This is a genomic window from Psychroserpens sp. Hel_I_66 (assembly GCF_000799465.1).
In the GTDB taxonomy this organism is placed as follows: domain Bacteria; phylum Bacteroidota; class Bacteroidia; order Flavobacteriales; family Flavobacteriaceae; genus Psychroserpens.
In genome coordinates, this window is the sequence record NZ_JUGU01000001.1 from 3,263,988 (window position 1) to 3,288,203 (window position 24,216).

Below are 24,216 nucleotides of genomic sequence, written 5' to 3' on the forward strand. Positions count from 1 at the left end.
AGGAAAATTACGTAATAAAAGGCGGATTTGATTTTGACTTAATTCTGATATTGGAAGAAATCTAATTAATTATGCTGAAAGTGACTTTCAGTTTGGATTTAATTTAGGTTACAGACTTTAATTGAAATATTTAATAAAAAAACTCCCAAATCTTAACGGTTTGGGAGTTTTTGAATTTCCGAAGAAAACATTATTTTACATTTTTTGTAACCAATGCTTTACATCTACTTCTTTTTTAATGATGTCCTTTAAATCTTCAATTTTAACACGTTGCTGCTCCATAGTATCGCGATGACGAATAGTTACGGTGTTATCCTCTAAAGTGTCGTGATCTACTGTGATACAAAAAGGTGTACCGTTAGCATCTTGTCTTCTGTAGCGTCTTCCTACTGCATCTTTTTCGTCGTAATCCACACTAAAGTCCCATTTCAAATCTTCTATGATTTGTCTCGCTATTTCTGGGAGACCATCTTTTTTAACCAATGGTAAAACTGCTGCCTTTACAGGCGCCAAAACTGCTGGTAATTTTAAAACAGTTCTTACACTGCCATCCTCAAGTGTTTCATCTTCGAGTGCGTTTGAGAACACTGCTAAAAACATACGGTCTAAACCAATAGAGGTTTCGAGTACGTAGGGTGTGTAGCTCGCATTATCTTCATGGTCAAAGTACTGAAGTTTTTTACCAGAGAATTCTTCGTGTTGTTTTAGATCGAAATCTGTACGTGAGTGGATGCCTTCTAGTTCTTTAAACCCGAAAGGGAATTTAAACTCTATGTCGGTTGCAGCATCTGCGTAATGTGCTAATTTTTCGTGATCATGAAAACGGTAATTATCTTGACCTAAACCTAAAGACAGATGCCATTTCATACGGGTTTCTTTCCAGTGGTCAAACCATTCTTTTTGTGTGCCTGGTTTGATGAAAAACTGCATTTCCATTTGTTCAAACTCGCGCATTCTAAAGATGAACTGTCTTGCGACAATTTCATTTCTAAAGGCTTTTCCGGTTTGTGCAATTCCGAAGGGAATCTTCATACGTCCTGTTTTTTGAACGTTCAAAAAATTCACGAAAATCCCCTGAGCAGTTTCTGGACGTAAATATAGATCCATTGCACTTTCTGCGCTGGCACCTAGTTTAGTACCAAACATGAGATTAAATTGCTTAACATCTGTCCAATTGCGAGAGCCTGTCATAGGATCTGCAATTTCCAATTCTTCTATAAGCGCTTTTACGTCTACAAGGTCTTCTTTTTCTAGAGATTGCCCTAAGCGTTTTAGGATGGTATCAATTTTTTCTTGATAACCAACAACACGTCCATTTGTAGTTATGAATTCTTCTTTGTTGAAAGCGTCTCCAAAACGTTTTTCGGCTTTAGATATTTCTTTATCAATTTTATTCTCAATTTTAGCGCAATAGTCTTCGACTAGCACATCTGCACGGTATCTTTTTTTAGAATCTTTATTGTCAATTAAGGGGTCGTTAAAAGCATCAACGTGTCCAGAAGCTTTCCAAGTTGTTGGGTGCATAAATATTGCAGCATCAATACCTACGATGTTTTCGTTCATTTGCACCATGGCTTTCCACCAATAGTCGCGAATGTTTTTTTTGAGTTCTGCTCCATTTTGAGCATAATCGTAAACTGCGCTTAATCCATCATAGATTTCGCTGCTTTGAAATACGTAACCATACTCCTTAGCGTGAGAGATTACTTTTTTAAATTGATCTTCGTTTGCCATATTGCAAAAATAAAAAACCGCTTCAATTAAATGAGCGGTTTTTAGAAATTTATATAGTGATACTTAATTTAAATTTACTTGAGTGCTTCCTAGTTTTCGGTCGGCGTGAAAAATAGAAATATAATATGATCCTTTTTCTAAGGGTTGTTCGTTAATATCTGCATCTACGTCAATACAAACTTCTACAACTTCATTATTATAATTCACAGTTTCTTTGGCACTATAGATTAAGGTTGAATTACCAAAATTTACAGATCCTTTATCTGCGACAACATTGTTTCTTGGATTTACAATTTGAACGTAGATTTCTTTTTCGCCAGCCTCTGTTAAAGAATTTTCAGCAAGAATAAAACAAACCTCAATATTATGAATGCGCTTTGCTTTAGTACTGAATCTTTTTGATCCTAAGAATTTTTCATAACCTTTAGCTTCAAAAGAGTTTGCAGTCAATAATGCACCTTTTTCTAAGCTTTCGTTTAAGTTTTTATTCTTTTTTACTAGACTAGAGTTTTCTCGTTGTTGCTTTCTTAATTCATTGAAAGCTAATAGTTTTTCTCGTTCTAAATCTTTATTTACTTGATCTAAAGAATCTACGGTTTTAAATAAAGTCTTATTTTTAAGCCTAAGATTATATAGTTGTTGTTTGAATTTTGCAAGAATTGAAAGGTCGCTGCGTACTACTCTAAGAGAATCTAGAGTTAATTTGGTCGCTCGTTTAGCGTCTTCCAGTTGGGAAGTAATCAGATCATTTGAAATGGAAACGTCATCATAGCGTGAGATCATTTGGGACAATTCACTTTCAACTAGTTTCTTTTCTTGTTCTAAAAATTGCTGATGCGCTGCAATGGATTGATAACTTGTAAAACTATAAATAGTTAAAACTGCGACCGCAATTATTAAAGAACCAATAATTAATCTGTAGTTAAATAATTGAGGGTTAACTATCATTATTAATTTTGTTAATTAATCTTGCGAAACTAAAGAATATGCAAGCAAATCCTTATTTTAATCGTTGAAATGGTAAAAAACTTGTTAAACTTATTTTTTCCGCAAATTTGTCGGGCATGCAGTAACATTTTGTCTGATAACGAATTACATATCTGTACAGATTGTAGGCATCAGTTACCCTTAACTAATTTTCATCAAGAAAAAGATAATGCAGTCCATAAAATGCTTTATGGAAGAATAAAATTAGAGCAAGCTACAGCACTGCTTCATTTCTCAAAAAAAGGTATTGTGCAACAACTCATGCATAATTTAAAGTATAGGGGTCATGAAGAAATTGGCCTTTTTTTAGGAGAATGGTTGGGTGAAGAATTAAAACATATTAATGGATACTCAAATATAGATGTCGTAATTCCCGTACCGCTTCACAAACAGAAACTTAAATCTAGAGGTTATAACCAGGTGGATAATTTTGGTATTGCGATTGCCAAAGCTTTGGGTGCAGAGTTTAACTCTTCAGTATTAATAAAAACAACCAATACAAAAACCCAGGTTTTTAAAGACCGTTTAAAGCGAAATTTTAATGATAATACTAACTTTAAAATCGTAAACGGAAATACTTTAGAAAACAAACACATCTTAATCGTTGATGATATTATTACAACTGGTGCAACTATAGAAGATTGTGCTAATAGGTTGCTAGAAATAAAAGGGATTACCTTGAGTTTGGCTACAATGTCAATTACAGATTAAAACGAAGTTAATTGTTTTGATGATACATAGGTTTATTGTTAATTTGTTGAAATTTCAAGCTCATATGCGCAAAAAAGTTTTACAAAGCTTAGTACTGTTAGTCATGATTTCTTTAGTGATAAGTTGTGCCAATAGAGGCACGCCAGATGGAGGTCCTAAAGATGACGTTGCTCCTTTGATCATAAGATCGTCTCCAGAGAATATGACAACAAACTTTAAGGGTGATGAAATTAGAATTTATTTTGATGAGTATGTAAAGATCAAAAATCTTAGAAAACAACTTATTATTTCCCCTCCAATGGATCCAGAACCTACGGTTACACCTTTGGGTACAGCAAGTAAATACATCACAATAAAAATAAATGATACGTTAGATGACAATACAACCTATGCTTTTAACTTTGGTCAAAGTATTGTAGATAATAATGAAGAGAATCCTTACGATTATTACAGATATGTGTTTTCTACAGGTGATTATATCGATTCATTATCGGTAAAAGGTCAAATTTTAGATGCTGAAAATAGAGCGACAGACACCTTCGTATCTGTCATGTTGTTTGAAAAAGACTCCACGTATACAGACTCCATAGTTTATAAACAAAAACCAAAATATATTACCAATACTTTAGATAGTTTGACCACTTTCAGTATTGATAATATTAGAGCGGGAACCTATAAACTTGTGGCTTTAAAGGACGAAAATGGAAACTTCACATTTCAGCAGGACAAAGATAAAATAGGGTTTTACGAAGATTTTATTACCGTACCTTCAAATGAGACTTACAACATAAAATTATTTAAGGAAGAACTAGAATTTGATGCCAAGAGACCACGCCAGGTAGCTGGACAAAAAATAGCATTTGGTTACGAAGGAGATTATAACTCTATGAGAATAGAATTATTAGAAAATAAACCAGAAGGATTTAGCAGTAGAATCACCAAAGATCCCAATGCAGATACGCTTTATTATTGGTACAAACCCAAGATAGAAGCAGACTCAACAACATTTTTAGTAACAAATAAAACGTTTTTAGACACGCTTAAGCATAGGTTTAGAACTATAGATAAAGACACTCTAGTAGTAAAAATGGTGTCCTCCAGCACATTGGCTTTTAGTGAGGATTTACAAATTACCGGAACTATCCCTTTTGAAAAAATAGATGAAAAACAAATTAGTATTATAGATAAGGATTCCTTGGATGTCAATTTCAATGTCGCTTATGATAGTCTAGCCAATATGTATAGCCTCAAATTTGACAAGCAAGAATCCCAGCAATATAAAGTAAAAATGCTTCCTGGCGCTTTAGAGGATTTCTTCGGAAATGTTAACGATACACTCAACTACAGCGCTAAAACAAAATTATATTCCGATTATTCCAACATCAGAATAACACTTCGAAACATGACCTATCCAGCCATAGTACAATTGGTAACCGAAAAGGGAGAAGTCAAATATGAAAAATTTGCTACAGAAGATCGATTATTCGACTTTAGAAACCTTACACCCGGAAGTTATTATTTAAGGGTCATTTTTGATGCCAACGGAAATCAAAAATGGGACTCTGGAAATTATTTAAAACAAATACAACCAGAGCGCATTAGTTACAAAACAGAAATTATTGAAGCCAGAGCCAACTGGGATCCTGTAGAAGAATTTACGCTTCTAGATTAAATTGATCTCTATCATTTAAAAAGCCAAGTTTTTCTCTGTACTGGCTTATATGTTCTTTATTGAGCGTTATTATTTCTGTGGCTTCTTTATCTTTTTCAATCACATCTATGCGATTGCCTAAAACATCGTAAGCTCCAGAATTTCCCGAATATTCGTAACCATTTCCATCTAAGCCTACTCTGTTAACACCAATACAGTAGCTCATATTTTCTATAGCCCGAGCTTTAAGCAAAGTATCCCAAGCATCGACCCTAATTTTTGGCCAATTGGCAACATAAAGCAAAAGATCGTAATCGTTTGTGTTTCTTGCCCAAACAGGAAAACGCAAATCATAGCAAACAAGTGGGCAAATCGTCCAACCTTTAAAATTTATAATTAATTTTTTAGTTCCAGCTCGATAGACTTTGTGCTCGCCTGCCAGTGTAAACGTGTGTTTTTTATCGTAGTGTTCAATTTTGCCATCAGGAAAGACAAACAACAATCTATTAAAGAACGCATTGTTTTCCTGTACAACCATACTGCCAGTAATTGCAGCATTTTTAAGTCTTGCCATTTTTTGCAACCATGATACAGTACTGCCAGTCATGGTTTCAAAAACTTTATCTGCATTCATTGTAAACCCAGAATTAAACATTTCTGGAAGAATAATAAGATCTACAGATTCTAAAATTGCACTAATTTTATTAGTGAAATTAATTCTGTTTTGCTCTGGATTTTCCCAAACAAGGTTTGATTGTATTAAAGCGACTTTGAGTTGATTGTTCATAATTTAAAAATACGAATTATACCGCAAATAAAAGGGTCTGGCGGGAGTAAAAAAAATCCACATTAGTCATATTTCGATATAACTAATGTGGAGGTTTCAATAATGTATTCAACCTAAAGTTTTCCTTTAGTCTTTTCTACATCTTCTTTGAGGTCTTTTATTTTCTCTAGCCACTTTTCTTCCTCGTTAGGTGAGAGTTTTCCTTTACGCTTTAATTTTTCGTATTTTTTTTGAGCATCTGAAAGTTCTTTATTTGCTTTTTCAAATTTATCTTGCGCTCGCAGTTTTTTCTTTAATTCCTTTTCTGCTCTTTTTGCTTCTTTTTCAGCTTTTTTCTGGGCTTTTTCTGCTTTTTCCTTTTCTTTTTCTAGTTTTTCAGCTTCTTTCTCTTTCTTTTTCGCCTCTTTTTCTGCCTTTACTTTTTCTGCCATTTTTTCGTTGATGATTCTTGCAGATTCTAAAATTGATGCAGATTCTTCCATGCTTAAAGTTGCTGTCACATCCTTGCCATCCACAAAGATTTTATCTTTTTTGACTTCGTAAGTCTTTCCGTCTTTTTCTACCTCTTGAGCATTAATGGTAATACAACATGCTAAAAGTATAACCAGCGTGATGAGTTTTTTCATTTTATATTATAATTTATCCAGTTTATCTTTCGCTTCTTTGACTTCTTGTTTCAGGTCATCAAGCTTTTCTTTCCAGTCCTCTTCATCATTTGGAGAAAGTTTTCCTTTCTCTTTTAATCTTTCATATTTGTTCTGCTCACTTTCTAACCGCTTTTTAGCTTTCAAAAAGTCTTCTCGAGCATCTTCTTTTTCTTTAAGTTTGCGCTCTAACTCTCTTTGCTTTGCCTCAACTTCTTCTTGTTTTTGCTTTGCTTCTTTTTGAACACGTTCTAACTCTTGTTCTTTCTTTTCTAATTCTTTTTGAAGTTTTTCAGCAGCTTTGGCAGCGTCTCTTTTTTCGTTGAGAATATCGTTGATGTTGTTTATTTCTTCGTTTGATAAGCTTTCGGTAACATCAACTCCTTTGTTTTTATAACTGTTGCCTTTGACTTCGTAAATTTTTCCGTCGTCTGTGATCACTTGTTCGCTACTGCCACAAGATGCTAATATGGTTAATAATACTATCAAAATTGTATTCTGAAATTTCATTGTGTTTAATTTAAGGTTCTATATAAGTAAACACAAAATTAGTTTGAAAGTCACGCTTTTATAAAAGATTTAACGTTTATATAGTATTAATAATTTCCGCAGCCTTCTTTAAAGTGTCTTCTGTTTTTGCAAAACAAAAACGCAATACCTTGTCGTCACGTTGATTATCATTAAATACAGATAATGGTATAGCTGAAATGCCATTTTCTACCGTAAGACGTTTTGCGAAATCGGTGTCTTTTTCCGAAGTAATTTCAGAAAAATTCAACACCTGAAAATACGTCCCTTTTGAGGGTGTAAACGTAAATCTCGAATCTTTGATAAGATTTAAAAACACATCCCTTTTTTTTTGATAAAATTGAGATAATTTTAAATAGTGATCCGGGTTAGTGAGATAATCTGCCAATCCTTTTTGTGTGGGATGGTGAACCGAAAATACATTAAACTGGTGTACATTTCTAAAGGCTTCCATTAAATCTTTAGGAGCGCAGCAGTAACCAACCTTCCAACCTGTATTATGGAATGTTTTACCAAATGAAGCGGTGATGAAACTTCGTTTTTTTAACTGCGGAAACAGGCAAGCGCTTTGGTGTTGCTCTCCATCAAAAATGATGTGCTCATACACTTCGTCACTTAAAACGATGATGTTTGTACCCTCTGTAAGCTCTTGGAGCTTGAGTAAGTCTGCTTTACTCATAACGGTTCCGCTGGGATTGTGTGGTGTATTAATGATAATCATTTTGGTATTATCATTAATGGATTTCTCAACGTGATTCCAATCAATACTGTAGTCTGGGTCTTTTAAAGAAATGGCGATTGGCTTTGCGCCATTGAGCTGTATTGCGGGTTCGTAACAATCGTAGGCAGGTTTAAATAAAATGACTTCGTCACCTTGCCTTACAAAGGTTGAAATAATAGTAAATATGGCCTGGGTTGCACCAGCGGTAACCGTAATTTCAGTTTCTGGATGATAGGAAGTGTTGTATAGCAACTCAAATTTTTTGGCGATGGCTTTTCTTAATTCCGCATTTCCAGCCATTGGAGCATATTGGTTATATCCAGAATTCATAGCTTTTGAAACAGCATCAATTAATTTTTGGTCACTTTTAAAATTTGGGAAACCTTGAGATAAATTGATTGCATTGTGCTGGTTTGCCAATGCGCTCATGACAGTGAAAATAGAAGTTTCTACGCTTGTGAGTTTTGGTTTGAGTTGCATCTTGTAAAGATACGAAAATGGACAATTTATAGCGAATACAAAACAAAACCGATGCTCAAATTCGTGAACGAGCAGCAAAACCTATAATCATTATTAAAAATGTGGGTTGCAAGGAGCTATAGGCATATTGGTTACAGGGTATTAAGATTGCCAATCTATGTATACCAGCACATCGTTAATGCAGCGTTTGAGGTCTTTTTTAACTTCACTTTCCCAAAATCTAAATACAGTAAATCCAAGATCTTCTAATTGAGAATTGACCTCACGATCGCGCTGCATGTTGCGCTCAATTTTTGGGATCCAGAAATCTCGATTGGTTTTTAACATCTCTTTTCTCTCATTCCAATTGTAGCCATGCCAAAATTCACCGTAAATAAAAATCGCGAGCTTGTATTTCTTAATACTAACATCTGGTCTACCTGGAATTTTCTTACTGTCTACACGATAACGCACGCCTTTTTTCCACAGTTCTTTTCTAAATAATAATTCTGGTTTTGTGTTTTTGCCACGAATTTTGCTCATGATTTTTGAGCGCTTCTTGGTGGTATAAAAACCAGATTCTTCATTGAATCTAGGGACTTTTATTTTCTCTTCGGAATATGGCATAGCATCTATTAAAATACTATTTTTTTAGGAATCAACGTTTTCCAATCTCTAAAAGTTCGTCCCATTGGGTAGTATATCTTGGGCTACGATGCTCTTTAATAAGAGCCCATTCTTTTTCACGATTGCCAACAGTGGCTAGTTTGACTTTGTTTTTTCCAAATTTGCTATTCAAGCTATCAATGACGTTGGTAATGTCTTTGCCTTCAATTTTGCTACATGTATCAAAAAGGCTCATCTGGATTTCGGTCTCAGGCACTAACCCTAATAAATTGACACCTACTTTTTTATAGCGATAACCTTCTTTAAAGATTGCTTTTAAACCAACCAGTGCTTTTTGGGTGAGTGCAATAGTGCTATTTGTGGGTTTGCTAAGCGTTAAAATAATTTTATTATGGTATTGCTTATCTGTATTGCTGTGATAGTTGGTTTGTAAAAAAATTTCAATTTGCGAAGCAGCAGATTTTTGCTGTCTTAAGAGATCTGCGACTTCAGCAACATAATAACTGCAAGCTTCTTCAATAAGTGTATAATCGGTTAATTTGTAACCAAAGGATTTTGCGGTCCCTATGCCTTTTTTTGCTGTTAATTCTGTGTTTAATGTTAAGCACTGTACGTTGTTTAATTCTCTCCATAGCCTTTCTCCAATAACGGTCATTTCCTTTCTCACCCATTCTACAGGCATATTGGCAAATTCCAATGCGTTAGTTTTTCCTGTCTTTTCTATTCTAATAGTATGCTTTTTGCCAATGCCCCAAATATCCTTGATTTTACAATTTTGGAGTAAGTGTTGTCTTTTGCTTTCGGAATTCACAACATAAATATTATTATTCTCAGGTATTTTTTTAGCAAACTTATTGGCTATTTTTGAGAGTGATTTTGTTTGTGCAACTCCAACACCTACTGGGATTCCCGTATTTTTATAGATGGTATTTTTTATTTTTTTTGAGATGTCTTCAAGCTCATCATTTTTATAATGGGAAAGATCAATAAAGCTTTCGTCAATACTGTATTCTTCAACTATGGGAGAAAATTCTTTTAAGGTGTCCATCACTCGTCGTGAAAGGTCACTGTAAAGTGTATAATTAGACGAAAAACAAACCACATTATTATCGTCTAATATTTTTTTTATCATAAAAGCAGGATGAAACATTGGGATGTGAGTCAATGCTTTAGCTTCTTTATTGGCAGCAATAATACAGCCATCATTATTGCTTAAAACAACTACGGGTTTGTTTTTTAAATCTGGTCTAAACACCTGTTCGCAAGAGGCGTAAAAGCTATTGCAATCTATTAGGGCAATCATATCACAGATTTTATGATATAGGTGATAACTCCCCATACTTCTACTGGACTGTCTAGGGGTTTTTCTATTTTTTTTATAAGAAAAGAACCATCTTCATTGAATAAAACCAATTGCTCTTTTTTTGGAGTGAGTGATTTATCTATAATCAAAACATCATTTTTGAGGATGCCATTTTGCGAAAACGCATCATCTACAACTCTAACAAAAAATGTAGCAGAACTATTACTTACTAAAGCTTCGTTTAAATCTATTCTTGGTTCATTGTAATGAGTAGCAGGACTAGAGAAACCGGTTTGTGTAGGTCTTGCCACACGATGGTTTTGAGTAGATCTTTTTATGTAGTATGTTTGATTCAAGGCTGATATTTTTGTAAAATTACAAAAAATAATAGGTGCCTATTAAGTTTTTTTCACAATTAACATTTAATTGCAATCAAAGAAGTCAAGTTTATTTCGAGGTAATATCTCTTATGATTTTCAAATGGTGATTGGTATGAATCATTAAAAATCTATAGATTTTAGGTGTTTTTATATTTCCGAAGAAAGGATGATTGAAATATGAATTCTTTTCTAACGTGGCTATGCTATTGACATTAGATTCTGCTAATTGAATTTGCGAAATAAGGTCTTCCTTAGAAATAACCTCAGGTGGTATAACATGTTTTGGAGCTTTCGCTTTTCCGCGAGGAAAAAATCCAAGTGTAAAAAATACTTTTCCCAGAAGGCTAAAATTGTCTTCATAACTTTTTGGGTCTGATTGCTGAAGCGACTCGCTTACTTTATTAATCACTTTAAGGCTATGGTCTATGTGCCAAGCAACATTGCTCTTGGATATTTTTGGGTTAGAAAATTCGCGATTTTCTATGTGTGACTCTAATGTTGCAATTGCACGATTTAATTTTTCCAAACTCATTTGTGGTATTTTGGTGAAGTTAAGAAGTTAATCGTTAAAAAAAGAAAACCCAAACTCTCATTTGAAAGTTTGGGTTCAAAAATATCATATGATGCTAAAGCAAGTTCAGCAAACGTGTATTTAATTAGTAGCGGTAATGCTCTGGTTTATAAGGTCCATCAACAGTTACTCCAATGTAGTCTGCTTGATAGTCTTTAAGCTCTGTAAGCTCAACACCAATTTTCTCTAAGTGTAATTTAGCCACTTTTTCATCTAAATGCTTAGGTAACATGTATACATCATTTTCGTAATTATCACTATTTTTCCATAACTCAATTTGAGCTAAAGTTTGGTTTGTGAATGAATTACTCATAACGAAACTTGGGTGACCAGTGGCACAACCAAGGTTTACTAAACGACCTTCGGCAAGTACAATAATATCTTTACCATCAATTGTATATTTGTCAACTTGAGGTTTGATAGTGTCTTTGGTATCTCCATAGTTTTTGTTCAACCAAGCCATTTGAATTTCATTATCAAAATGACCGATGTTACAAACGATCGTTTTGTCTTTCATTGCTTTAAAATGCTCATCACGAACGATGTCTTTATTTCCTGTAGTTGTAATAACGATATCAGAATTTCCAACAACAGTTTCTAGTTTTTTAACTTCAAAACCGTCCATTGCAGCTTGAAGTGCGCAAATTGGATCAATTTCAGTAACCGTTACAATACTACCTGCACCTTTAAAAGACGCAGCAGTACCTTTACCAACATCACCATAACCACAAACGGTTACACGTTTTCCAGCAAGCATGAGATCTGTTGCACGACGAATTGCATCTACAGCAGATTCCTTGCAACCATATTTGTTGTCAAATTTAGATTTTGTAACAGAGTCATTCACGTTGATTGCAGGCATTGTTAACGTTCCGTTTTTTACACGCTCGTATAGACGGTGAACACCAGTTGTAGTTTCCTCAGAAAGCCCTTTGATCCCTGGTGCTAGCTCTGGATATTTATCCAAAACCATATTTGTTAAATCTCCACCATCATCAAGAATCATATTTAATGGCTTACGATCTTCTCCAAAAAATAACGTTTGCTCAATACACCAATCAAATTCTTCTTCGGTCATATCTTTCCAAGCGTAAACAGCAGTTCCAGCATCTGCAATAGCAGCAGCAGCTTGATCTTGAGTAGAGAAAATGTTACAAGAACTCCATGTAACCTCTGCTCCTAAAGCTTGTAAAGTTTCAATTAAAACAGCAGTTTGAATGGTCATGTGAAGACATCCTGCAATACGAGCACCTTTTAAGGGTTGTTCGTTATTGTATTCTTCACGAAGACTCATCAATCCTGGCATTTCAGCTTCCGCTAATTCGATTTCTTTTCTTCCCCAAGCAGCGAGAGACATGTCTTTCACTTTGTTAGGCACGTAAGTCGTAGTTTTTGTACTCATTTATCTTTTTACTTTGTTTATTAATTAAGTTTTGCCTTTGGCTTAAGCGCTTAAAATAACTAAATTCGCTATCATAAATAATGTAAATTCGCCTTAGGCGATGCAAAGATAACCATTAAGTTTCAGATATTTAAATGCCACTTTATAAAACTATCGCTCCAAATTCACAAACTACTGTTAAAATCTGGAAGATTACAGAGTCTTACAGTGAGTTAATGGCTCCATTAGATTTAAAGCCCAAAAGTTTAGAACGTGTTCTAGGCATGAAAAGTGAACTGCACCAACGCGGGTTTTTAAGTGTGCGCCATTTATTGAGAAGTTTTGGTTACACAGATCAAGATTTATATTATGATGACAATGGCAAACCACATTTAAAGGATGGTAAGCATATCTCGATAACCCATTCTTTTACGTTCTCTGGGGTTATTATTTCTTCTTCGGAAATTGGCATTGACATAGAAAAGCAGAGAGATAAAATTGCGATCATCGCTAAGAAATTTGTTGATTATGAGTTCAATTACCTCTCTGAAACTGATGAAGAATACGTCAAAAAGCTAACCGTAATCTGGGGAATAAAAGAATCACTATACAAGTTGTTCGCAACTCCAGGTATGCTGTTTAGAGAACATTTCTTGGTCATTCCGTTTATGCTTGAAGACGGAGAAACGGTTGCTTGGATAGATTATAAAGACAAAAAATACAGATTTAGCACTCATTTTTTAGAATTTGAGGGATTTACTTGTGCTTTTGTGACGACATAGTTGTTAGACGAGAGACGAGAGAAAATAGAGAAAAGAGAATAGATAAGTTGGCAGAAAAAAATTCCATATATAGTTGTTTAATTAGTTCGATTTCCGATGGGAAAAAGCTTTTGGCGGTTTTAGTTGACCCTGACAAAATGGTGATTGAAAACGTTTCGGGTTTTATCAAAAAAGTGAATCAATCTATCGCAACACATATTTTTGTTGGCGGAAGTACTGTAAATATTAATGCTACGGAAATTTTAGTGCTCGAAATAAAAAAGCACACTAAATTACCAATTATACTTTTTCCTGGCGATGTATCACAAATCACTAATCATGCCGATGCGTTGCTATTTCTATCATTAATTTCTGGTGATAATACAGAGTATTTAATTGGGAAACATATCAAAGCAGTTTCAAAATTGAGAGGTTCTAAATTGGAGGTGATCCCAACGGGTTATTTGCTCATTGAGAATGGTAGGCCTACTTCCGTAGAAAAAGTAACCCAAACCAAGCCTATGTCTACAAGTAGTGTTCAAAACATTATTGATACCGCAAAAGCTGGTGAGTTGTTAGGGATGAAACTTGTCTATCTCGAAGCAGGAAGTGGCGCATTACAACCTGTGCCATTAGAAATCATTAGTTTTGTAAAGCGAGAACTAAATATCCCATTAATTGTTGGTGGCGGAATTAGAACTAAGCAACAACTGGAAAACGCATACAACTCTGGAGCAGATCTAGTAGTCATAGGAACCGCTTTTGAGGATGACGAGGCGTTTTTTGATGACCTACGAAATTAATTGGTCACGCTGAACTGGTTTCAGCATCACATAATTTGAAAGTCAAATTATGAATTCAGTTTAAACAAAAAAGCTTCTGCCTTTGCAGGAAACATTATGAACATATCGGTAGAATTGACATTGACACCATTGCACGACAATTACGAGCCTGCAATTATCCATTTTATTAAGAAATTGCGAGCATCTAATTTAAAAGTACTTGAGAACCCTTTGAGCACTCAGGTGTATGGCGATTATGATGAAGTGATGAAAATATTAACCATAGAAATAAAAGAGGCGTTCGAGTTGATAGAAAGAGGGCTGTTGCAAATGAAAATAGTAAAATCTGATCGTTACGATTATGAACCACATTTTTGAGTTCTTTTTTGGCCAATATTACGACTATTCAACAATAGATATCTCATTAGAGATCATAGCGGTCATTTTTGGATTTCTATCCGTTTGGTTCTCCAAGCAAAACAGGATTTGGGTTTTTCCAACGGGCATGATTAGCACCGCAATATTCGTTTACCTCCTTTTAAAATGGGAGCTATTGGGTGATATGATGATCAATATTTATTATTTCATAATGAGTGTTTACGGTTGGTATATCTGGACCAGAAAAGTGGATGCATCCCATGTCACCCCTATCTCTCAAACCACCCAAAAAGAAAAACAAATAGGTGTCGTTATTTTTATTGCTACACTGTTGTTTGTTTTTGCGGTTTACAAAATCTTTGATAAGTGGACGAGTTGGGTGGCCTATGTGGATACATTTACAACCGCCATATTTTTTGTTGGCATGTGGTTGATGGCGAGACGAAAAATAGAAAACTGGATCTTTTGGATTATTGGAGACATCATTTCTGTACCGCTCTATTTTTATAAAGGATTTACATTTACCAGCTTTCAATATTTAGGATTTACAATCATTGCCATTTTTGGCTATTTAGCATGGAAGAAAAGCTTAAACAAATCAATAACATTAGCCCAAACTGTATAAAAATTGTTTTATACGGTCCAGAATCTACAGGTAAATCGTCTCTTGCAAAAGAATTGGCGAGTTGGTACAATACAGTCTATGTAAAAGAGTTTTCTCGTATATATGCTGAAGCTAAAGCACAAAACAATGAGCTTTTAACAAGTGAAGATGTCCTGCCAATAGCTATCGGGCAAATAGCTATGGAAAACCATCAACTAAAAACAGCTAATAAATTGTTGATTTGCGATACAGATTTATTGGAAACAAAAGTATATTCGGAATATTATTACGATGGTTTCTGTCCAGATGCTGTAGTAAGGTATGCTTATCTAAACACATATGATTTGTATTTTTTAACTTATATTGACACACCTTGGGAAGCAGATGGCATTAGGGACCAACCCAAAAATAGATTGAAATTATTTAATCTTTTTCAAAAAGAATTGATAAATACCAAAAAGCCATATGTTTTGGTAAAAGGAACATTTGAAGAACGATTAAACCTATGTAAAACCCAAATTGATAACCTATTAAAAAAAGAGCATTGAATTTTACGCATAAAGACATACAACAAATAGAAAATAAAGGATTAACCGTTAAAAAAGTTGAACAACAAATCAATTTGTTTGAGAACGGATTACCTTTTGCAAATCTGGTTTCAGAAGCTACAATAGATAACGGAATATTAAAACTATCAAACAAAGAAGAAGACAATTACATTTCTAAGTTTAATGATAAACGGGACAACATATCTATTTTAAAATTTGTTCCTGCATCTGGTGCTGCAACTAGGATGTTTAAGTTTTTGTTCACTTTTTTGGAGGAATATATTATAGAAAAAGGAAGTATAAACTCATATATTAACAAGACCAAAAACAAAGATCTGTCTATCTTTTTTGTGGGATTAGAGAAATTTCCTTTTTACCACATTGTAGTCAATAGATTGCAGGATATGTATCCAAACTTTGAAGACAGAACTATTAATGAGCAAGGTCTTAGGTTTGTTCAAACCATGTTGGATAGTGATAAATTAAACTACGGTAATTCTCCAAAAGGGTTGCTTCCTTTTCATGAATATAAAAATCAGGTGATTTCTACTGCTTTTGAGGAACATTTGTATGAATCTGCATTATATGCTTCAAATACAAAAGCAGCAAAATTACATTTTACAATTTCTGAAAAACACAGTCACATATTTGATGAAGAGTTTAAAAGAATTGAAAAACATGTAGAAGATAAAACAGGTTGCAAATTTGATATTTCGTTTTCTTACCAAAAAGAGTCTACAGATACCATATCGGTAAACTCAAAAAACAAACCTTTTAGAGAAGATGATGGGTCACTCCATTTTAGACCCTCTGGTCATGGCGCACTCATAGAAAATCTTAATGATTTAAATGCAGATATCGTGTTTATCAAAAACATTGATAATGTGGTTACGAAAAAATATAAAGAAGAGGTTGCCAAATACAAAAAAGTTTTGGCAGGTATTCTTTTAGAGGTTCAGGAGATGGCTTTTAATTATCTTAAAATTCTTGATATAGGCGAGATTTCCGAAGAAAAGAGTATAGAGATAGCTAAGTTTTTGGTGAATAAATTAAATGTAAGAATTAGCCTCGAGTTCGAAAAATACTCACGTAAGTATCAAATAGAATATTTAGCTGAAAAATTAAATCGCCCTATTCGAGTCTGCGGAATGGTAAAAAACGAAGGCGAACCTGGAGGAGGTCCTTTTTGGGTTAAGGACGAAAGCGGGAATATCTCACTTCAAATTATCGAGTCTGCCCAAATCAACAAAAAAAGCAAGCGCCAAAAGGAAATATTAACTGGAGCTACACATTTTAATCCTGTAGATTTAGTCTGCGGAATCAAAAACCATAAAGGCGAAAAATACGACTTAAAAAAGTTTGTAGATCAAAAAGCAGCGTTCATTACCATGAAAACAAAAACAGGAAAAGATATAAAAGCCCTAGAACTTCCTGGATTATGGAACGGTAGCATGGCAAACTGGAATACGATATTTGTTGAGGTACCTCTAATTACTTTCAATCCTGTAAAGACGGTGAATGATTTACTAAAAGCACCACATCAAATAAAGTAAAAAATGTCATGTTTGATGAAGTAGCCATTTTAAATGAGTTGAGTTTTAAGTTCGTTAGAAGCTCTGGAGCAGGAGGACAGCACGTTAATAAAACATCATCTAAAGCAGAACTTACATTTGATTTAGACAACTCACAATTTTTAGATGATGGCCAGAAAGAGCTCCTCAAAACGAATTTGCAATCTCGGCTAACAAAAGAAAATATTCTCATTTTACAATGTGGAGAAAGTAGAAGTCAGCACAAAAATAAGTCAATAGTTATCCAACGCTTTTTAGACTTGATTAAAGAGAATTTAATAGAGGAAAAAGATCGTATTCCCACCAAAATCCCAAGAGCTGTGGTTAGAAAACGTTTGACGAACAAACGCAAAACTTCAGAAAAAAAAGCAAATAGAAAACCTCCAGAAATCAATTAAAAAAAATAATCAATTATCAATTGGCAAACGAAAAATCTATTTTATCTTTGCACAGTTCTCAAAAAAGGGGTGCCTATTATCGGCTGAGATCATACCCATTGAACCTGGGCAGGTAATGCTGCTAAGGAAATATAACGTAATGCTAAACTTGTTTTAGCATCACATAAACTAATTATTAACTAAGAATAATTACCTCTTTTTATTCGATTATAAATTTATAGTCGTAATGAAAATTTTATTCAAAAAACTGTCACTTCGAGCAGAGTCGAGAAGTCTCAAAAAACAATTTATTTTTACATTTTTAATCTTGAGCTGTATGTTAAGTTTTGCTCAAGAAAAACAGCAAGATTCTACCAAAACCGAAAAACTAGACGAAGTTCTAGTCAAAGCAGTAAGAGTAGAAGCTACATCACCAATTACCCACACCAACGTCACAAAAAAGGAATTGGCAAAACGTAATTTAGGACAAGATATTCCTGTTCTTTTAAATTATCTCCCATCTGTCGTCACAACTACAGATGCTGGTGCAGGAGTGGGTTATACAGGTATTCGGGTGCGTGGTATCAATGCACAATCCACAAATGTGACCATTAATGGTATACCTTACAACGATGCCGAATCTTTAGGCACGTTTTGGGTGAATCTTGGTGATTTTGCATCTTCCGTAGAAAGTTTACAATTGCAACGTGGTGTTGGTACATCAACCAATGGATCTGGTGCTTTTGGTGCCAGTATTAATGTCTTGACCGATGCGGTTTCCAAAGAATCTAACGGAGAGATTTCTAATTCCTTCGGAAGTTATAATACCCGAAAGCACACCATAAAATTCAGTACAGGATTGCTTAATGACCATATAGAAATCGCTGGTCGATTGTCCAATATTTCCTCAGATGGATATATTGATAGAGCAAGAACAGATTTAAAATCTTACTTTTTACAGGGCTCATATATTGACGATAACACATTGATCAAAGCCATCACTTTTGGCGGAAAAGAAGTTACTTACCAAGCCTGGAATGGTATCGATGCACAAACATTAAAAGAGGATCGTACATTTAATCCATCTGGAATTTATACAGATGCAGATGGCAATACGCGCTTTTATGACAACGAAGTTGATAATTACAACCAAGACCATTATCAATTACACTGGAACCAACGATACAATAACAGATGGTCCACAAATATTGGATTGAACTACACCTACGGAAGAGGTTATTTTGAGCAATATAGAGAAGACGAGGATTTTGCAGATTACGATTTGACACCTTTGGAGATTGGTGGTGAAACCGTTGAAACGACCGATTTAATTAGACGAAGATGGTTAGACAATGATTTTTACGTAATCAATGCAAACGCCAATTATAAAAATAATGAAGTAGACATTATCTTCGGAAGTTCCTACAGTTTCTACGATGGAGACCATTTTGGAGAAATCATCTGGGCAGAATTTGCCAGTAATAGTGAAATAAGGGACCGTTATTATGAAGGAAACGGGAAGAAAACAGATTTGAGTTTCTTTACAAAAGCAACCTATAGGCTTAATGATAAAGTAAGCTTGTATGGTGATTTACAAATGCGTTTGGTAGATTATAAAACATCTGGTCTAACTTCAGATAGAGTGCCTTTTAATGTAGATGAAAACTATAATTTTTTCAATCCAAAGGCAGGAATAACCTATACATTAAACACCAATAACAGTTTGTATTTCTCTTACGCAAGAGCCAACAGAGAGCCCAACCGAAGCGATTTTGAAAACAACGCAACCGTGAAACCAGAACAACTTAATGATTTTGAGTTAGGCTGGAGACACAACACCCAAAAGTTTAGGTTAAATGTTAATGGATATTACATGCTTTACAACGAGCAATTGGTGCTCACAGGTCAAATTGATACTACGGGAGATCCAATTAGAACTAATAATGGAGACAGTTACCGTTTAGGTATAGAAGTGGATGCAGCTGTGGCAATTACAAATAAATTTTCTGTACAACCAAATTTTACAATAAGCTCAAACAAGAATAAACAAACGTTCGAGTCTGTAAACGGAGAACTTTTAAATTTAGGAAAAACAGATATTTCTTTTTCTCCGGAATTCATTGCAGCCAACGCCTTCGTGTTTCAGCCAAAAGAAGGGTTTCAGGTTTCGCTTTTAAGCAAATTTGTTGGCGAGCAATTTATGGGAAATACCGAAAACCCAGACTCTAAATTAGAAAGCTATTTTGTAAATGATTTAAATATTACTTACGAGTGGAACACAAAATCTATTTTTGAATCGGTTGTATTTTCAGGATTGGTAAATAATATATTTAATGAAAAGTATGTGTCTAACGGTTATTTTGGATCGTTCGATTTTGCAGATGATACAAGCCCAACTGGAACCACAACAGGATACTTTGCAGGTTTTTATCCGCAGGCAACGACTAACTTTTTGGTTGGTGTCACTTTAAAGTTCTAACCAATTCCTGCACAGGCAGAAATCTCAACTCAGAAAGAGATAAAATCCAAACTCCCAAATCTATTGATTTGGGAGTTTGGATAAATTACATTTCCGAAGAAACCTTAATTACTTATTATTAAATTATTTCCAGATACTGTAACGCGGTATTCTTTAAGTCCGCACGGTAAAGGGTCTTCAAGAGATTGCCCAGTAAATAAATTGTATCTATTTTCATCTACACAGCCACAAGTCACCTCAATGCCTTCACGTTGTAGAAGTGAGCAAGTCTCTGGTATATGGTTTGGGTCTGCAGCATCCCAAGCTCTATATTGGTCATTGCCCACATTGATCACATAAACCCCTAAATTACCTTGGTTTGGAATATAAACCACCTCACTTGTAAACATCAATTGGCTATATTCTGGTAAATTGAGATTTAAAGTGGAATTAACACCAACATCAATTAAAAAATTACAGTTGTTTATAGTATCGTCACCTTTACAATTACTTAAAAGTAAGAGTGGTAGGATGAAGAGGAGCTTTTTCATAAGGGTTTGAAATTTAAATCGCAATGTACAATTTTAGGGTTGAAGTTGAATTAAATATTTTGTATCTTTGTATAGAATCTCGTGATAGCGGGATTTTTTTTATGCTGAACTCGTTCAGCATCTTTATTATATGTAAACGAATGAATTATGAGTAAAGTATCTTATTATACTGCGGAAGGTTTAAAAAAACTAAGAGACGAACTTAGACAATTAAAAGATATAGAACGTCCAAAAGCATCTCAAGCCATAGCGGAAGCTAGGGACAAAGGTGATTTGAGTGAAAATGCAGAATATGATGCTGCAAAAGAAGCTCAAGGGATGTTAGAGATGAAAATTTCTAAACTGGAAGAAACTTTAGCTGGAGCACGAGTAATTGATGAATCTCAAATGGATACCTCAAAAGCGTTGGTACTCTCTAAAGTGAGAATAAAAAACCAGACCAATGGTATGGAAATGACCTATACTTTGGTGGCAGATGGCGAAGCAGATTTAGCATCTGGAAAATTATCTGTTAATTCTCCCATCGGAAAAGGGCTGTTAGGTAAATCTGTAGGTGAAGTTGCAGAGGTGCAAGTGCCAAACGGAATCATGAAATTTGATGTTTTAGAAATTTCTAGATAACCTATTCCTGCAAATGCAGGATTCTAAATAATATATGTAACGAAAAAGATTCCTTCAAATGAGGAATCTTTTTATATTTACAAAGACTCTAAAAATTATCTTCTATGGCTTCTATTTTCACAAAAATCATTTCGGGTGACATTCCATCTTACAAAGTTGCAGAGACTGAAGATTATTTAGCTTTTTTGGATATCAATCCAAATGCTAAGGGTCATACACTATGCATCCCAAAAAAAGAAGTAGATAAACTATTTGATTTAGATGAGGTCACTTATCATGGCTTGATGGAGTTTTCCAGACAAGTTGCCATCGCTGTAGAAAAAGCGATACCATGTAAGCGTGTTGGTTTGACAGTGATCGGTTTGGAAGTACCACATGTTCATGTGCATTTAATCCCTTTGAATTCTATGGACGATGCACGTTTTATAAATAAAACGAATTTTGAGAAAGAAGAATTTGAACGTATTGCAGCTAAGATTGCCTCGTATTTGTGATTAGAATTTTAGAACACCAGCCACAAATAAAATGACCATAATCAGTAAAATCGCATCTACAATAATAAAAGCCCAAGCCAGTTTTTTTAACTTAAATGATTTAGGTTTTGGGGTTGCTGCCCGCTTTTGATAGGCCACAACTTGCTCAATATCATTCGTCCATCTTACAGGAAAAATATCGGTATTGCAGGTGTTGCATTGCATTTGGTTTATGGTGTCTTCGGTTATTGCTTTGTAAAATGAATTCCCAATAAAGCGCTGTTTGAATGTGAGTTCCAAACCTTCGTTAGAATAACATTCCGGACAGTTGTTATTGAGCGTTACTTCTTTTAATGTAAAGTATTTATGTGCCATGATAGAATACTAAGATAGTAATTTCAATGAAATTTGCATGGTTGTACCTTTTCCAATTTCCGAAGAAAGCACTTTTATTTTTCCGTTATGGTAATCTTCTATGATGCGTTTTGCTAGAGAGAGTCCTAATCCCCAACCTCGTTTTTTGGTGGTATATCCTGGTTGAAATACCGAGTTGTAACTTTGTTTGGAGATTCCTTTTCCAGTATCGGCAACTGTTATTCTAACATACTTATCATCATTTGTAATGGCCAGTTTTAGGGATCCTTTTCCTTTCATGGCATCGATAGCGTTCTTTACTAAATTCTCGATGGTCCAACTGAATAATTGTTTGTTGAGGTTGACGTATAAACTTTCGTTTGGTGCTACAATCTCAAAGTTGATAAGTTTTGAAGAACGTGTTTTAAGATATTCGTAAGAGTCTATAGTTTCCTTTACAATATCACAACGTTTTAATGTTGGCAGTGAGCCAATTTTACTAAAACGATCTGTTATGGTCTGTAGCCTGGTGATGTCTTTTTGGATTTCGACCAGATATTCTGGATTTACATTTTCACTTCTCAAGATCTCGGTCCAACCGACTAGCGATGATAAGGGTGTCCCGATTTGGTGAGCGGTTTCTTTTGCCATACCTGTCCAGAGTTTATTTTGGTCAGATGTTTTTGCACTTTTATAGAAAAAATATGCCACAGCTGCAAAAAGAATTATTATAACTAATAGGGCTAAAGGATAATATTTCAATTTGTTGAGTACAATAGAATCTCCATAATAAAGTTTTCCTAAATCTACTTTTAAATTCGTTTCAGGGTCTATGTAAGATAGCTCAATAGGTTTGTTTTGTTTCTCAAATTCTTGAATTAAATCATTTATATAGGTTGTATCATTAGTTTTATTTTCATTTATATTTCTAGTACTAATTTGGTTATTTGTAGTAACAACTATTTTAGGAATTAAACTATCGGAAAGAATGATTTTGTCAACTAACGGATTAACATTGTCGTTAAGGAAACCTTTTTGAAATTCAGATTGTGCTTCTGCCCAAATATCCATTTTTACTCTTTGTTCTGCCTTAAAATTTTGAAAAAACACATACGTATTCCAAAGAATAAGAGATATTATAATAAATGAAGCCACGATGATGATCCATCGTGTCATATTACGGTTTATGGTTAGTGCCATTAACTTTGTTTTTGATTTTTAAATATAAACGATTTATGTTAATAATATTGTCTTCATAGTGGGCGAATTCATTTTCATAGCCTAAACAATATAGTTACCTTTGCGGTTCAATATCTTGAAACGGTTACTTTTAACCACAAAACAAACTTATGGCATCTTTTACTCCAAAAGACATTTCAACAGGAAAATTGCATAGTTACTTATTAAGTGCTGTGGCTCCTAGGCCTATAGCTTTTGCAAGTACAATGGATGCCGATGGCAATCCTAACTTATCGCCATACAGTTTTTTTAATGTGTTTAGTGCTAATCCGCCCATATTAATTTTTTCACCTGCACGTCGTGTAAGAGATAATACAACCAAGCACACACTTGAGAATGTTAAAGCAACAAAAGAGGTGGTGATTAATGTAGTCAATTATGATATTGTACAACAAATGTCTTTGAGTAGTACAGAGTACAATCAAGGTGTTAATGAATTTGAAAAGGCAGGGTTAACAATGTTGGCTTCGGAAATTGTAAAACCTTTCAGGGTTGCAGAGTCTCCGGTACAAATGGAATGTAAAGTCAAAGAAGTTGTAGAATTAGGAACTGAAGGCGGAGCTGGTAATCTCGTGATCTGTGAAGTTGTGAAACTTCATATAGCAGATGAAATGCTTGATGAAAACGGAGCTATTGACCAAAATAAACTGGACTTAGTAGCAAGAGCTGGCGGAAGTTTTTACAGCAGAGCCAATAAAGGTTTTTTTGAAATCCCAAAACCATTGAGTAGTTTAGGGATTGGTGTAGATAACATGCCAGAAAACGTTAAAAACAGTATGATTTTAACCGGTAATGATTTAGGGATGTTGGGTAATGTTGATGCGTTACCAAGTAAAGCAGATATTGATAATTTTATAAAAGAAGTAAGCGATAACTATCCAAATATAAAAGGGATGTCTCATCGCGAAAAACACAAAATTGCCAGAAACTATTTGAGTTATGGTGATGTAGATAGTGCATGGAAATTGCTATTGTCTTAAATTAAAACAATCTATAATTAAATATAAGTAATACA

The 24,216-nt window shown here is 34.4% G+C and carries 27 protein-coding genes and 1 riboswitch; of the genes, 13 read left to right on the forward strand and 14 right to left on the reverse strand.

What is annotated here, in order from left to right; all coding sequences use genetic code 11:
- Positions 1-195: 195 nt before the first annotated feature.
- Both GQ40_RS14435 and GQ40_RS14440 read right to left on the reverse strand, forming a co-directional pair.
- Positions 196-1,734 (reverse strand): glycine--tRNA ligase, encoded by a 1,539-nt coding sequence (locus tag GQ40_RS14435; protein WP_047549910.1) that lies wholly within the window; start codon positions 1,732-1,734, stop codon positions 196-198.
- 63 nt (positions 1,735-1,797) lie between these two features.
- Positions 1,798-2,682, reverse strand: coding sequence for a hypothetical protein (locus GQ40_RS14440; RefSeq protein WP_047549913.1), 885 nt, complete (start codon positions 2,680-2,682; stop codon positions 1,798-1,800).
- Positions 2,683-2,811: 129 nt separating this feature from the next.
- Here GQ40_RS14440 and GQ40_RS14445 point away from each other — a divergent pair, with 129 nt between their 5' ends.
- Together GQ40_RS14445 and GQ40_RS14450 are read left to right on the forward strand one after the other, a co-directional pair.
- A complete protein-coding gene (locus tag GQ40_RS14445) occupies positions 2,812-3,432 on the forward strand; it encodes a ComF family protein (RefSeq protein ID WP_316931475.1) in 621 nt (206 codons plus the stop codon).
- 64 nt (positions 3,433-3,496) lie between these two features.
- Positions 3,497-5,104, forward strand: coding sequence for an Ig-like domain-containing protein (locus tag GQ40_RS14450; RefSeq protein ID WP_047549919.1), 1,608 nt, complete (start codon positions 3,497-3,499; stop codon positions 5,102-5,104).
- On the opposite strand, the gene GQ40_RS14455 is transcribed toward GQ40_RS14450, so the two are convergent.
- The 9 genes from GQ40_RS14455 to ahcY all read right to left on the reverse strand — a co-directional run bounded on the left by GQ40_RS14455 (position 5,088) and on the right by ahcY (position 12,505).
- The gene (locus tag GQ40_RS14455) at positions 5,088-5,870 is read right to left on the reverse strand and encodes an amidohydrolase (protein WP_047549922.1); all 783 of its coding nucleotides are present in this window, start codon (positions 5,868-5,870) and stop codon (positions 5,088-5,090) included. The two genes, GQ40_RS14450 and GQ40_RS14455, sit on opposite strands and share 17 nt — an antisense overlap.
- Positions 5,871-5,983: 113 nt before the next feature.
- Positions 5,984-6,496, reverse strand: a complete 513-nt coding sequence (locus tag GQ40_RS17265; protein WP_052184278.1) for a hypothetical protein — start codon at positions 6,494-6,496, stop codon at positions 5,984-5,986.
- 6 nt (positions 6,497-6,502) lie between these two features.
- On the reverse strand, positions 6,503-7,024 hold the full coding sequence (locus GQ40_RS14465; RefSeq protein ID WP_047549925.1) for a hypothetical protein: 522 nt from the start codon (positions 7,022-7,024) through the stop codon (positions 6,503-6,505).
- Between the two features lie 76 nt (positions 7,025-7,100).
- Positions 7,101-8,243 (reverse strand): methionine aminotransferase, encoded by a 1,143-nt coding sequence (locus GQ40_RS14470; RefSeq protein ID WP_047549928.1) that lies wholly within the window; start codon positions 8,241-8,243, stop codon positions 7,101-7,103.
- Positions 8,244-8,384: 141 nt separating this feature from the next.
- Positions 8,385-8,849, reverse strand: coding sequence for a very short patch repair endonuclease (locus GQ40_RS14475; protein ID WP_047549930.1), 465 nt, complete (start codon positions 8,847-8,849; stop codon positions 8,385-8,387).
- 31 nt (positions 8,850-8,880) lie between these two features.
- The gene (locus GQ40_RS14480; RefSeq protein ID WP_052184279.1) at positions 8,881-10,152 is read right to left on the reverse strand and encodes a Y-family DNA polymerase; all 1,272 of its coding nucleotides are present in this window, start codon (positions 10,150-10,152) and stop codon (positions 8,881-8,883) included.
- Positions 10,149-10,508, reverse strand: coding sequence for a S24 family peptidase (locus tag GQ40_RS14485; RefSeq protein WP_047549935.1), 360 nt, complete (start codon positions 10,506-10,508; stop codon positions 10,149-10,151). The genes GQ40_RS14480 and GQ40_RS14485 overlap by 4 nt, the downstream gene beginning before the upstream one ends.
- A gap of 91 nt (positions 10,509-10,599) precedes the next feature.
- Positions 10,600-11,064, reverse strand: coding sequence for a DUF1569 domain-containing protein (locus GQ40_RS14490; protein ID WP_047549936.1), 465 nt, complete (start codon positions 11,062-11,064; stop codon positions 10,600-10,602).
- 124 nt (positions 11,065-11,188) lie between these two features.
- Entirely contained in the window at positions 11,189-12,505 is a 1,317-nt protein-coding gene (ahcY, locus tag GQ40_RS14495) for an adenosylhomocysteinase (protein WP_047549938.1), read from the reverse strand.
- Between the two features lie 134 nt (positions 12,506-12,639).
- Between ahcY and GQ40_RS14500 the strand changes: the two genes are divergently transcribed.
- The 8 genes from GQ40_RS14500 to GQ40_RS14535 all read left to right on the forward strand — a co-directional run bounded on the left by GQ40_RS14500 (position 12,640) and on the right by GQ40_RS14535 (position 19,984).
- Positions 12,640-13,266: a 4'-phosphopantetheinyl transferase family protein gene (locus tag GQ40_RS14500; protein WP_047549941.1), complete on the forward strand. Its 627-nt coding sequence runs from the start codon at positions 12,640-12,642 to the stop codon at positions 13,264-13,266.
- Positions 13,267-13,313: 47 nt separating this feature from the next.
- The gene (locus GQ40_RS14505) at positions 13,314-14,048 is read left to right on the forward strand and encodes a geranylgeranylglyceryl/heptaprenylglyceryl phosphate synthase (protein WP_047552017.1); all 735 of its coding nucleotides are present in this window, start codon (positions 13,314-13,316) and stop codon (positions 14,046-14,048) included.
- A 96-nt stretch (positions 14,049-14,144) separates the two neighbouring features.
- The gene (locus tag GQ40_RS14510) at positions 14,145-14,405 is read left to right on the forward strand and encodes a thiamine-binding protein (protein WP_047549944.1); all 261 of its coding nucleotides are present in this window, start codon (positions 14,145-14,147) and stop codon (positions 14,403-14,405) included.
- Positions 14,389-15,030 (forward strand): nicotinamide riboside transporter PnuC, encoded by a 642-nt coding sequence (pnuC, locus tag GQ40_RS14515; protein WP_047549947.1) that lies wholly within the window; start codon positions 14,389-14,391, stop codon positions 15,028-15,030. The genes GQ40_RS14510 and pnuC overlap by 17 nt, the downstream gene beginning before the upstream one ends.
- On the forward strand, positions 14,982-15,557 hold the full coding sequence (locus tag GQ40_RS14520; RefSeq protein WP_047549950.1) for an AAA family ATPase: 576 nt from the start codon (positions 14,982-14,984) through the stop codon (positions 15,555-15,557). Before pnuC ends, GQ40_RS14520 begins: the two co-directional genes overlap by 49 nt.
- A complete protein-coding gene (locus tag GQ40_RS14525; RefSeq protein WP_047549953.1) occupies positions 15,554-17,110 on the forward strand; it encodes a DUF4301 family protein in 1,557 nt (518 codons plus the stop codon). Before GQ40_RS14520 ends, GQ40_RS14525 begins: the two co-directional genes overlap by 4 nt.
- An 8-nt stretch (positions 17,111-17,118) precedes the next feature.
- The gene (gene arfB, locus GQ40_RS14530; protein ID WP_047549956.1) at positions 17,119-17,526 is read left to right on the forward strand and encodes an alternative ribosome rescue aminoacyl-tRNA hydrolase ArfB; all 408 of its coding nucleotides are present in this window, start codon (positions 17,119-17,121) and stop codon (positions 17,524-17,526) included.
- Positions 17,527-17,581: 55 nt separating this feature from the next.
- Positions 17,582-17,672, forward strand: a riboswitch (TPP riboswitch).
- 80 nt (positions 17,673-17,752) lie between these two features.
- Positions 17,753-19,984 (forward strand): TonB-dependent receptor domain-containing protein, encoded by a 2,232-nt coding sequence (locus GQ40_RS14535; protein ID WP_047549959.1) that lies wholly within the window; start codon positions 17,753-17,755, stop codon positions 19,982-19,984.
- Positions 19,985-20,088: 104 nt separating this feature from the next.
- On the opposite strand, the gene GQ40_RS14540 is transcribed toward GQ40_RS14535, so the two are convergent.
- Positions 20,089-20,514 carry a Rieske (2Fe-2S) protein gene (locus GQ40_RS14540; RefSeq protein ID WP_047549962.1) on the reverse strand — a complete coding sequence of 142 codons (426 nt, stop codon included), beginning with the start codon at positions 20,512-20,514 and terminating at the stop codon, positions 20,089-20,091.
- A 147-nt stretch (positions 20,515-20,661) separates the two neighbouring features.
- On the opposite strand from GQ40_RS14540, the gene greA reads away from it, so the two are divergent.
- Both greA and GQ40_RS14550 read left to right on the forward strand, forming a co-directional pair.
- A complete protein-coding gene (gene greA / locus GQ40_RS14545; protein WP_047549966.1) occupies positions 20,662-21,135 on the forward strand; it encodes a transcription elongation factor GreA in 474 nt (157 codons plus the stop codon).
- A 104-nt stretch (positions 21,136-21,239) separates the two neighbouring features.
- Positions 21,240-21,629, forward strand: coding sequence for an HIT family protein (locus GQ40_RS14550; RefSeq protein WP_047549969.1), 390 nt, complete (start codon positions 21,240-21,242; stop codon positions 21,627-21,629).
- Here GQ40_RS14550 and GQ40_RS14555 read toward each other — a convergent pair whose 3' ends face one another.
- Positions 21,630-21,983 carry a hypothetical protein gene (locus tag GQ40_RS14555; RefSeq protein WP_047549972.1) on the reverse strand — a complete coding sequence of 118 codons (354 nt, stop codon included), beginning with the start codon at positions 21,981-21,983 and terminating at the stop codon, positions 21,630-21,632.
- Between the two features lie 9 nt (positions 21,984-21,992).
- Positions 21,993-23,162 carry a sensor histidine kinase gene (locus GQ40_RS14560; protein WP_047549975.1) on the reverse strand — a complete coding sequence of 390 codons (1,170 nt, stop codon included), beginning with the start codon at positions 23,160-23,162 and terminating at the stop codon, positions 21,993-21,995.
- Between the two features lie 149 nt (positions 23,163-23,311).
- Between GQ40_RS14560 and GQ40_RS14565 the strand changes: the two genes are divergently transcribed.
- Positions 23,312-24,181 (forward strand): flavin reductase family protein, encoded by an 870-nt coding sequence (locus GQ40_RS14565; RefSeq protein WP_047549978.1) that lies wholly within the window; start codon positions 23,312-23,314, stop codon positions 24,179-24,181.
- The last annotated feature ends 35 nt before the right edge of the window (positions 24,182-24,216 follow it).

What these genes read in the sequence shown, in the direction of transcription:
- GQ40_RS14435 (WP_047549910.1), bottom strand. Translation starts at nt 1,734, where the DNA reads ATGGCAAACGAAGATCAATTTAAAAAAGTAATCTCTCACGCTAAGGAG.
- GQ40_RS14440 (WP_047549913.1), bottom strand. Translation starts at nt 2,682, where the DNA reads ATGATAGTTAACCCTCAATTATTTAACTACAGATTAATTATTGGTTCT.
- GQ40_RS14450 (WP_047549919.1), top strand. Translation starts at nt 3,497, where the DNA reads ATGCGCAAAAAAGTTTTACAAAGCTTAGTACTGTTAGTCATGATTTCT.
- GQ40_RS14455 (WP_047549922.1), bottom strand. Translation starts at nt 5,870, where the DNA reads ATGAACAATCAACTCAAAGTCGCTTTAATACAATCAAACCTTGTTTGG.
- GQ40_RS17265 (WP_052184278.1), bottom strand. Translation starts at nt 6,496, where the DNA reads ATGAAAAAACTCATCACGCTGGTTATACTTTTAGCATGTTGTATTACC.
- GQ40_RS14465 (WP_047549925.1), bottom strand. Translation starts at nt 7,024, where the DNA reads ATGAAATTTCAGAATACAATTTTGATAGTATTATTAACCATATTAGCA.
- GQ40_RS14470 (WP_047549928.1), bottom strand. Translation starts at nt 8,243, where the DNA reads ATGCAACTCAAACCAAAACTCACAAGCGTAGAAACTTCTATTTTCACT.
- GQ40_RS14475 (WP_047549930.1), bottom strand. Translation starts at nt 8,849, where the DNA reads ATGCCATATTCCGAAGAGAAAATAAAAGTCCCTAGATTCAATGAAGAA.
- GQ40_RS14480 (WP_052184279.1), bottom strand. Translation starts at nt 10,152, where the DNA reads ATGATTGCCCTAATAGATTGCAATAGCTTTTACGCCTCTTGCGAACAG.
- GQ40_RS14490 (WP_047549936.1), bottom strand. Translation starts at nt 11,064, where the DNA reads ATGAGTTTGGAAAAATTAAATCGTGCAATTGCAACATTAGAGTCACAC.
- ahcY (WP_047549938.1), bottom strand. Translation starts at nt 12,505, where the DNA reads ATGAGTACAAAAACTACGACTTACGTGCCTAACAAAGTGAAAGACATG.
- GQ40_RS14500 (WP_047549941.1), top strand. Translation starts at nt 12,640, where the DNA reads ATGCCACTTTATAAAACTATCGCTCCAAATTCACAAACTACTGTTAAA.
- GQ40_RS14510 (WP_047549944.1), top strand. Translation starts at nt 14,145, where the DNA reads ATGAACATATCGGTAGAATTGACATTGACACCATTGCACGACAATTAC.
- pnuC (WP_047549947.1), top strand. Translation starts at nt 14,389, where the DNA reads ATGAACCACATTTTTGAGTTCTTTTTTGGCCAATATTACGACTATTCA.
- GQ40_RS14520 (WP_047549950.1), top strand. Translation starts at nt 14,982, where the DNA reads ATGGAAGAAAAGCTTAAACAAATCAATAACATTAGCCCAAACTGTATA.
- arfB (WP_047549956.1), top strand. Translation starts at nt 17,119, where the DNA reads ATGTTTGATGAAGTAGCCATTTTAAATGAGTTGAGTTTTAAGTTCGTT.
- GQ40_RS14535 (WP_047549959.1), top strand. Translation starts at nt 17,753, where the DNA reads ATGAAAATTTTATTCAAAAAACTGTCACTTCGAGCAGAGTCGAGAAGT.
- GQ40_RS14540 (WP_047549962.1), bottom strand. Translation starts at nt 20,514, where the DNA reads ATGAAAAAGCTCCTCTTCATCCTACCACTCTTACTTTTAAGTAATTGT.
- greA (WP_047549966.1), top strand. Translation starts at nt 20,662, where the DNA reads ATGAGTAAAGTATCTTATTATACTGCGGAAGGTTTAAAAAAACTAAGA.
- GQ40_RS14550 (WP_047549969.1), top strand. Translation starts at nt 21,240, where the DNA reads ATGGCTTCTATTTTCACAAAAATCATTTCGGGTGACATTCCATCTTAC.
- GQ40_RS14555 (WP_047549972.1), bottom strand. Translation starts at nt 21,983, where the DNA reads ATGGCACATAAATACTTTACATTAAAAGAAGTAACGCTCAATAACAAC.
- GQ40_RS14560 (WP_047549975.1), bottom strand. Translation starts at nt 23,162, where the DNA reads ATGGCACTAACCATAAACCGTAATATGACACGATGGATCATCATCGTG.
- GQ40_RS14565 (WP_047549978.1), top strand. Translation starts at nt 23,312, where the DNA reads ATGGCATCTTTTACTCCAAAAGACATTTCAACAGGAAAATTGCATAGT.